An 8,578-nucleotide genomic window follows, 5' to 3' on the forward strand; every position below is an offset into this window, starting at 1 on the left:
AGGGTGTAAAGAAACCCATTTTGGGAACACCACCTGCCCGAAAGGTCCCTTCCCCGACACCTCCTTGAGGGCTGGGGGAGGCCGGTCACCTCTGGCGGTGTGAGCACGCAATCGGGAGGCGGGCATGTCCCCAATGCGGCAGTGGAGACGATCAGCGTCCCCAATGCGTCATCGGGGACATCAGGCCACGGCGCGAGCCAACGTCGCTCGCAACTCGACACGTTTGCCTTACCCCGCAATAGAACGCTCATTAACACTCATGACCCCCACGCGAAACCGCGCAAACCACCAGACCGGGCGACACGGTTGCGGGAAGTGTCCCTTATGGACAGTCAAGAGCGGGTTGATCCTGACCGGGGCGTGCCGGAGGTCGTGGCCGACCTGATGTCGATCAACGGAGGATCAAGGACATTCAACGTCCCCGATCCTCCGTCGTCGATTCCGGCATCCGCTGAACCGTCGCCCTCGCGCAGGCCTGCTGCCGGGACCCTGGCCTTGAGAGCAGGGAAGCAAGCCTTCACAGACCTTCTTTACCCCTCACGGGTTTTACGCGCGCGCAAGGCCGCGAGTGCCTTGTCGGCGTGCACGGTGAACTTCAGCTCGCTCTTGATCACCTCGAGCACCTTGCGGTCGGTGTCGATGACGAACGTGTGCCGTTTGGCGTGCAGCGGGCTGAATTTGCGCCAGACACCGAACTGCCTGGCCACCACACCGTCCACATCGGACAGCAGTGGATAGTCGAAGCCGTGCTTGGCCGAGAACTCCTGCTGTTTGGCGACGGCGTCCGGGCTGATGCCGACGCGGTGCGCGCCCACCTCGGCGAATTCCGCGGCGAGATCGCGGAAGTGGCAGCTTTCCGCGGTGCAGCCGCTGGTCATCGCGGCGGGGTAGAAGAACAGCACCACCGGGCCGGACGAGAGGAAGTCCGAGAGGGTGCGCTCCTCGCCCTTGTCGTCGGGAAGGGTGAAGTCCGGGGCGATGTCACCTTGGTCCATGCCTGGATCCTGTCACGTCAGTGGGCGTGGCGTTCGATCAGCTCGTCGACCTCGTCCCCGGTGGCGGAGTCGGCGACGAACGGACCACGCGCCGCGAGCACGCCGTGCCGTCGCAGCCGCTCGGCCTGTTCGTGACTGCGGACGCCTTCCGCGCCGATGCGCAGCTTCAGCTCCTTGGCGCGGGCGACCAGCTGGCACAGATGCCGCACGTCGGCCTCGTCTTCGCGCTCGGCCAGCGCGTCGACCACCGCGCCGGAGAGGATCACGTGGCGGACGGGCAGCCGGTGTTGCGGGATCAGTTCCAGATCGGCCGAACCGGAGATGGTCAGCACCAGCTGGGCACCCAGCTCGGCCAGGACGGCGAAGGAGTCCAGCACCTCTCCGCAGCGCGGGTCGAGGACGGATTCGCGGTCCGTGCAGAGCCGCAGCGCCTGCGCGGGAAGGTGGTGGCGGTCGAGCTGTTCCTTGACCAGCAGCACCAGATCGGGGTCGATGGCCAGCCGGTTCGGCAGCCGTACGCAGACGTCCGGCGCGGCCTCGCCGAACCGGCTCCGCCAGCGTGCGGTGGCGGCGAGTGACTCGGCGAGCAGCCATCGGCCGAGCGGGATGGTCATCCCGGTGATCTGCGCCAGCGGATAGAACTCGTCGGAGTCCAGTTCGCCTTTCTCCGGGTGGTTCCAGCGCAGCCCGGCGTTGACCGCGGCCAGCTGATCCGGATTCGCGAGCTTCACCGTCGGCTGGTAGATCAGCGAGAACTCACCGTTCTCCAGCGCGCCCGCGATGACCGCGCCGAGCTGGTAGCGGCCACGGTCGCGGGCGTCGAGTTCCGGGTCGAACAGCATCCACTGCGCCTTGCCCGCTTCTTTGGCGCGGTGCAGGGCGATCTCCGCCGCGCGGAGCAGATCCTCCGGACCGCCGTCGGCGACCGGGCGGACGACGATGCCGGCGCTCGCGCTGACCCCGATGCCGTGCCCGCCGAGGTAGATCGGCTCGGCCAGTTCCTCCAGCGCCTGTTCGACCAGCGCGATCACCTGGGGCGAGGTGAACTCGCCGCGCAGCAGGACGGCGAACCCGTCACCGGACAGCCGGGCGACGGAACCGTTGTGCCTGCCGGTGAACACGGACTTGAGCTTGGTCGCGACCCCGCGCAGCACCTGGTCGCCGACCCCGGCGCCGAGCCCGTCGTTGATCACCTTGAAGCCGTCGACGTCGAGGTAGACGAGCGCGACCTGTTCGCCGCCGGAACCGGCCAGCGCGGTTTCGAGGGCGTTGTCGAACGCGGTGGCGTTCGGCAGGCCGGTCAGCGGGTCGTGCACGTTCTGGTGCACCAGCCGTTCCTGCAACAGGTGGATCTCATTGGCGTCGGCGACCATCAGCACCGGGTAGGTCGAGCCGGGCCGGTCACCGGGCAGGTCGGTCAGGGTCACGTCGGCCCAGAGCGAGCCTTCCTCGCCGTGGTCCAGCAGCAGGCGTTCCTGCTGGGTCGGCCTGCCGAACTTCATCAGCTGCGAGAGCCCGTTCCGCAGCCGGGCGATGTCGTGGTCGGCCGAGCCGAGATCGGCGATGTTCCGCCCGCGCAGCGCTGAGGGAGGGTAGCCGAGGAGTTTGCCGAGCGCGTCGTTCGCCTCGACGATCTCGCCGTCGGAGTCGGCAAGCGCGATCCCGATGGGCGAGGCGGAATAGAGCTTGGAGAAACGCTGCACAGCAGGCTTGTGGTCGGGCTCGGTCCGGACGGCGTCCTGCGCGACGCCGAGCAACAGCTGTTCGAGTTGCTCTTGGGGAAGCGATACTCCTTTAGTGTCAGCGAGCGTCGCGGCCCATCTCCGAGCGACGTCCACCAACCCTGGCGCGGCACCAGGCTCAGGCACACTTCACCTCTTCATGCGCGGTTTATGGCCAGCTCAGACAGGGTGTCCGGGCTCAGGGACCCACACTAGGTATGAGCCGACCGGGAGTAGTGCCACGGCATCACGCGCGATCCGGGGTGTCTACCGGCTGAAAGGGTGATGCCTACTACACGAGTGGTGACCGGAAGTTACCAAGAGTACTCGATAGTGGTGTCCCTTCGGTCGGGATTCAGCGTGCCGTCAGCCGGATCGGCAGACCGTCCGCGGGCACCGGTAGAGAGACGTAGTCCCAGCGAGCGGTGTAGTCCTCGGGGACCGACCAGCGATACGCGCGCAGCATTTCGTGCAGCAGCGCCTTCACTTCGAACGTCCCGAAATGCAGCCCGACGCACTTGTGGGCGCCGCCGCCGAACGGCATCCACGCGTAACGGTGCGACTTGTCTTCACGCCGCTGTTCGCTGAAACGGTCAGGGTCGAAGCGCATCGGGTCGGTCCAGTGCTCCGGCGCGAAATGGTTGACGGTGGGGGAAACCCCGACCAGTGTCCCTTCCGGAATGAAATGGCCGAGAACTTCGGTGTCCTTCACGGTTTTCCTGGCCAGGGAAGGTACCGGGGCGATCAGGCGCAGCGATTCCTTGATGACCAGATCCAGCGTCGTCAACGTCTCCAGCGCCTCGATGTCCGGCACGCCGTCGCCGAGCGCGAGGGACTCCTGGCGCGCGCGTTCCTGCCATCCGGGGTTCTTGGCGAGGTGGTAGACGGCGGCGGCACTGGTGATGGTCGAGGTGTCGTGCGCCGCCATCATCAGGAAGATCATGTGGTTGACGACGTCGGCGTCGGTGAAACGATCACCGTCTTCGGTGGTGGCGTGACACAACGCGGTGAACAGGTCGTCGCCGTCGCTTCGCCGTTTCGCGGGCAGGTTCGCCGAAAAGTAGCGTTCGAGTACCTTGCGCCCGTGCAAGCCCGCCGCCCAGCGACCGCCGGGAACGGGGAAGCGCACGATGGCCGTGCCCGCGCGCACGGAGTTCACGAACGCGCGGTTGATCGCGGCCGCGTCGTCGCCGGAGCGCATACCCATGAACACGCGCGTCGCGACGTCGAGCGTGAGTTGCTTGAGGGACCAGTAGATCCGCGGATTGGGCCGGTCCGCCCAGGCCGCGACGCCTTCGCGCAGCGCCGGTCCCATCTGGTCGACGTAGCCGGTGAGCCGTTGCCGGGTGAACGCCGCCTGCATGATCCGGCGGTGCAGATGGTGTTCGCCGAAGTCGAGCAGCATCAGGCCGCGGTCGAAGAACTGCTCGATGAAGAACTTCCAGCCCTCCTGCGAGAAGGCCTTGTCCTTGTTCACCAACGCGATCTGCGTGGCCTCGGGGCCGGAGAGCGCGACGATGCGGCGGCCGAAGGCGCCCATCCACGACACCGGACCGTAGGTCTCGTAGCGCTTGAGGCCGAACTCGATGCCGAAGCGCATGAAGTCCAGCGCGTGCCCGATGACGGGCGGGCCCTCGTCGCCGAGGACGGGTTTGAGGCCCGGCGGGGCGGGCGCGAGTTCGCGGACCGGCCAGGTCGCGCCGAGCCAGCGCTGGTCGACCGACCGCGGCAGGGGGATCGAGGTGAGCGGCGGGACCCGTTCGCGCAGTGCCCCGGTGACCTTTTCGACCGTGTTCGCCATGGTGGCCATCTCCCCGTCGAGATCGGTTACCGCTCCACCATCGCACCCTTATTGACGTCCTGACAATACCCCGGCGGAAGGACGTGAAGGCCTCCTTCCCTACCTTCAGAGTAGGGAAGGAGGCCTTCACGGAACGGTCAGGCCAGTTCGGCGCGGACCCTGTGGGCCGCGGCGACCAGGTTCCGCAGGGCGGGCTCGACCTCGGCGTAACCGCGGGTCTTCAGGCCGCAGTCCGGGTTGACCCAGATCCGCTCGGCGGGCACGGCGCCGACGGCGGTCCGCAGCAGCCCGCTGACCTCGTCGACGTCCGGAACGCGTGGCGAGTGGATGTCGTACACACCCGGCCCGACGCCACGGCCGAAGCCCGCCGCGCCGAGATCGGTGACGACCTCCATCTTCGACCGGGCGGCCTCGATACTGGTGACGTCGGCGTCGAGCGCGTCGATCGCGGTGAGCACCTCGCCGAACTCCGAGTAACACATATGCGTGTGGATCTGGGTCGCGTCGTCGATCCCGGACGTCGCCAGCCGGAACGACGAGATCGCCCAGGCGAAGTACGCCTCGTGCGCCGCGGCGCACAACGGGAGCAGTTCCCGCAGCGCGGGCTCATCCACCTGGATGACGCGGATCCCCGCCGCCTGCAGGTCGTGGACCTCGTCGCGGATGGCCAACGAGACCTGGCGGGCGGTCTCGCCCAGCGGCTGGTCGTCGCGGACGAACGACCACGCCAGGATCGTCACCGGCCCGGTCAGCATCCCCTTGACCGGCTTCGCGGTCAGACTCTGCGCGTAGCGGGCCCACTCGACTGTCATCGGTTCGGGCCGCGAGACGTCGCCGTACAGGATCGGCGGCCGGACACAGCGCGAGCCATAGGACTGCACCCAGCCGAAGTCGGTGGCGGCGAATCCGGCCAGCCGTTCGGCGAAGTACTGGACCATGTCGTTGCGCTCGGGTTCGCCGTGCACCAGCACGTCCAGGCCGAGGTCCTCCTGCAATCGGACGACGCGTTCGATCTCCGCTTTCATCGCGGTCTCGTAGCCCGCGTCGTCCAGTGCGCCGGCCTTGTGCGCGGCGCGTGCCTTACGGACGTCGGTGGTCTGCGGGAACGAGCCGATCGTGGTGCTGGGCAACGGCGGGAGATTCAGCGCTGCCTGCTGCGCCGCCGCGCGTCGCGCGTAGGGGGAGCGGACGGTGTCCTCCGGGCGCAGCGATTCCAGCCGGGCGCGGACCCCGGCGTCGACCAGTTCGGTCGCGGACGCCCGGTCGGCCGCCGCGGCACGGGCCGCCGAGAGGTCGACGCCTTCTTCCTTGAGCGCCCGGCCGAGCAGGACGACCTCGTCGACCTTTTGCTTGGCGAAGGCGAGCCAACCCTTGAGACGCGGGTGGAGCCCGTCCTCGCGTTCGACGTCGTAAGGCACGTGCAGCAGCGAGCACGACGTCGAGACGCTGACCGACCTCGCGGTTCCGAGCAGCCTCGCCGCCCGGCTGAGCGCACGAGTGGGGTCGGTGCGCCAGACGTTGCGCCCGTCCACGACACCGGCGAGGACTTCCTTGTCGCGCAAGGCGGGCTCGGCCGCGACCGCGTCCACAAAGGATTCGTCGCTGACGAGATCGACGGCGACCGCGTCGATCGGTGAACGGGCGAGCACGCCCAGCCCGCGGCCAAGACCGCCGAAGTACCCGGCGACCAGGATCTTCGGCCGCGCGGTCGCCTTCGCGAGCCGATGGTAGGCACGGATGAGCGCGTTGAGTTCCTGCTCGGTGCGGTCTGCCGCGAAGGCGGGTTCATCGAACTGAACCCACTCGACGCCTTCGTCATGCAGGCGCCGCAGCAGTTCGACATAGGCGTCGAGGAGATTGTCGAGCAATTCCAGTGGCCGGAAGCCTTCCGGAGCATTCTCGGCGGGCTTGGCGAGCAGCAGGAACGTCACCGGGCCCACCAGCACCGGTCGCGTTTCGACGCCGATCGCGCGGGACTCACGGTACTCGTCGAGCGGCTTGGTGCCGCTGAGCGCGAACGTCGTGTCAGGCCCGAGCTCGGGGACGATGTAGTGATAGTTGGTGTCGAACCACTTCGTCATCTCCATCGCCGGCGCGTCCTGCACCCCGCGCGCGGCGGCGAAGTAGGTGTCGAGCGGCGAAAGGCCGAGCTTCGTGAAGCGCTCCGGCAGCGCGCCGAACAGCTCGGCGGTGTCGAGCACCTGATCGTAGTGCGAGAACGTGTTGGAGGGGACGGAATCCAGTCCGGCGTCCTTGAGCTCTCGCCAGGTCCGGGTGCGCAGCGCACGGCCGGTCTCCAGGAGCGCTGCCTCGTCGCTCTTGCCTGCCCAGTAGCGTTCGAGCGCCCGTTTGAGTTCCCGGTCCGGTCCGATCCGGGGGTAGCCCAGCACAGTGGTGCCGATTTCGGTCACAGCTCTCTCCTCGCGAGCTTGTCGTCAGAGCCCGAAGCGCGCGCAGGAGTGACCGCAGTTCGGTCGTGCCCATCCCACGAGGCCCGGACTCACGCACGCCGTCGGCGCGCGTACCACGGGCAGGTCTTCGGACTCGTGGGCGACGCACTCGCTCCTACCGGCCGTCGCTTCCCGGGCGCCTTGCCCAGTGCTTTACCGTGTCTCGCACGGTGACGGCTTTCGTTCCCACATACCGCTGCGGGGCAGTCCCGGATTCACACCGGGTTCCCTGTTACCTCGACCGGCCTGGGAGGCCGGTCGAACCAGTAGCACTCTGCAGCGTACTCAGCCGAGGCTCGTGAGTGGTAGTGATGGTTCTAACCGTCATTACCACTCACGAGGCTCGTGAAAAGGCCCGCCCGGCGCGAGTGCGCGGGGCGGGCCGTTTCGTCAGCTCAGGTGATCAGTCCCAGTCGAGGGCGCCACCGGACTGGTACTCGATGACGCGGGTCTCGAAGAAGTTCTTCTCCTTCTTGAGGTCCATCGCCTCCGACATCCACGGGAACGGGTTCTCCGTCTCGCCGAAGATCGGCGCGAGGCCGATCTGCTGCGCCCGCCGGTCGGTGATGAAGTGCATGTACTGCTCGATCAGTTCGGCCGAGAGCCCGAGCATGCCGCGCGGCATGGTGTCGCGGGCGTAGGCGACCTCGAGTTCGCACGCCTCGGTCAGCATCGTCCGGATCTCCGCCTGGAACTCCTCGGTCCACAGGTGCGGGTTCTCGATCTTGATCTGGTTGATGCAGTCGATGCCGAAGTTCAGGTGGATCGACTCGTCGCGCAGGATGTACTGGTACTGCTCGGCGATTCCGATCATCTTGTTCCGGCGGCCGAGCGAGAGGATCTGCGCGAAGCCGGTGTAGAACCACATGCCTTCGAAGATCACGTAGAACGCGACCAGGTCCCGCAGGAAGTTCTGGTCGGCTTCCGGGGTGCCGGTCTCGAAGTCCGGGTTCTCCAGGTTCTGCGTGTACTTCAGCGCCCACGCGTCCTTGTCCGAGATGGACGGGACCTCGCGGTACATGTTGAACAGCTCGCCCTCGACCAGGCCGAGGCTCTCGCAGATGTACTGGAAGGTGTGCGTGTGCACGGCCTCCTCGAACGCCTGGCGCAGCAGGTACTGGCGGCACTCGGGGTTGGTGATCTGCCGGTACACCGCGAGCACGATGTTGTTGGCCACCAGCGACTCCGCGGTGGCGAAGAAGCCGAGGTTGCGCTTGAGCATGGTGCGCTCGTCCTCGGTGAGGCCGTCGGGCGACTTCCACAGCGCGATGTCGGCCTGCATGGCGACCTCGGTCGGCATCCAGTGGTTGTTGCAGCCGGCGAGGTACTTCTCCCACGCCCAGGTGTACTTCATCGGCAGCAGCTGGTTGACGTCGGCGCGGGCGTTGATCATCCGCTTGTCGTCGACGTTGATGCGGGCGGCGCCGACTTCGATCTCACCGAGCCCGGTGGCGTCGGTGGAGGCGTCAAAGGTGGTCATGAAGGCTCACTTTGAGAGTTGGGGGGGTCGTGGGGGGGGTTTTTGGGTGGAACCAGAACCGCCCACCCCCCCCCGGCGGGCACCCGCAAGCCTCTCCCTCAGGGGTGTCGACCCCGCCGGCGGTGCCCTCG

The 8,578-nt window shown here is 67.4% G+C and carries 5 protein-coding genes and 1 riboswitch; all 5 genes read right to left on the reverse strand.

The annotated features are described in order from the left end of the window. Positions 1 to 530: 530 nt before the first annotated feature. Complete coding sequence (locus ACZ54P_RS34620) at positions 531 to 995, reverse strand: peroxiredoxin (RefSeq protein WP_465465816.1); 465 nt, start codon at positions 993 to 995, stop codon at positions 531 to 533. A 17-nt stretch (positions 996 to 1,012) separates the two neighbouring features. Next, positions 1,013 to 2,863: a putative bifunctional diguanylate cyclase/phosphodiesterase gene (locus tag ACZ54P_RS34625; RefSeq protein ID WP_465465817.1), complete on the reverse strand. Its 1,851-nt coding sequence runs from the start codon at positions 2,861 to 2,863 to the stop codon at positions 1,013 to 1,015. 208 nt (positions 2,864 to 3,071) lie between these two features. Beyond that, positions 3,072 to 4,517: a cytochrome P450 gene (locus ACZ54P_RS34630; protein ID WP_465465818.1), complete on the reverse strand. Its 1,446-nt coding sequence runs from the start codon at positions 4,515 to 4,517 to the stop codon at positions 3,072 to 3,074. Positions 4,518 to 4,654: 137 nt separating this feature from the next. Continuing rightward, entirely contained in the window at positions 4,655 to 6,928 is a 2,274-nt protein-coding gene (gene metE / locus ACZ54P_RS34635) for a 5-methyltetrahydropteroyltriglutamate--homocysteine S-methyltransferase (RefSeq protein ID WP_465465819.1), read from the reverse strand. Between the two features lie 101 nt (positions 6,929 to 7,029). Further along, positions 7,030 to 7,250, reverse strand: a riboswitch (cobalamin riboswitch). A gap of 120 nt (positions 7,251 to 7,370) precedes the next feature. Next, positions 7,371 to 8,447 carry a ribonucleotide-diphosphate reductase subunit beta gene (locus ACZ54P_RS34640; RefSeq protein WP_016333204.1) on the reverse strand — a complete coding sequence of 359 codons (1,077 nt, stop codon included), beginning with the start codon at positions 8,445 to 8,447 and terminating at the stop codon, positions 7,371 to 7,373. Positions 8,448 to 8,578: the final 131 nt, after the last annotated feature.

The sequence above is a fragment of the Amycolatopsis sp. NPDC034160 genome (assembly GCF_055575355.1).

Coding starts and splice junctions, on each gene's coding strand:
- ACZ54P_RS34640 (WP_016333204.1), bottom strand. CDS start 8,447: ATGACCACCTTTGACGCCTCCACCGACGCCACCGGGCTCGGTGAGATC.
- ACZ54P_RS34630 (WP_465465818.1), bottom strand. CDS start 4,517: ATGGCGAACACGGTCGAAAAGGTCACCGGGGCACTGCGCGAACGGGTC.
- ACZ54P_RS34620 (WP_465465816.1), bottom strand. CDS start 995: ATGGACCAAGGTGACATCGCCCCGGACTTCACCCTTCCCGACGACAAG.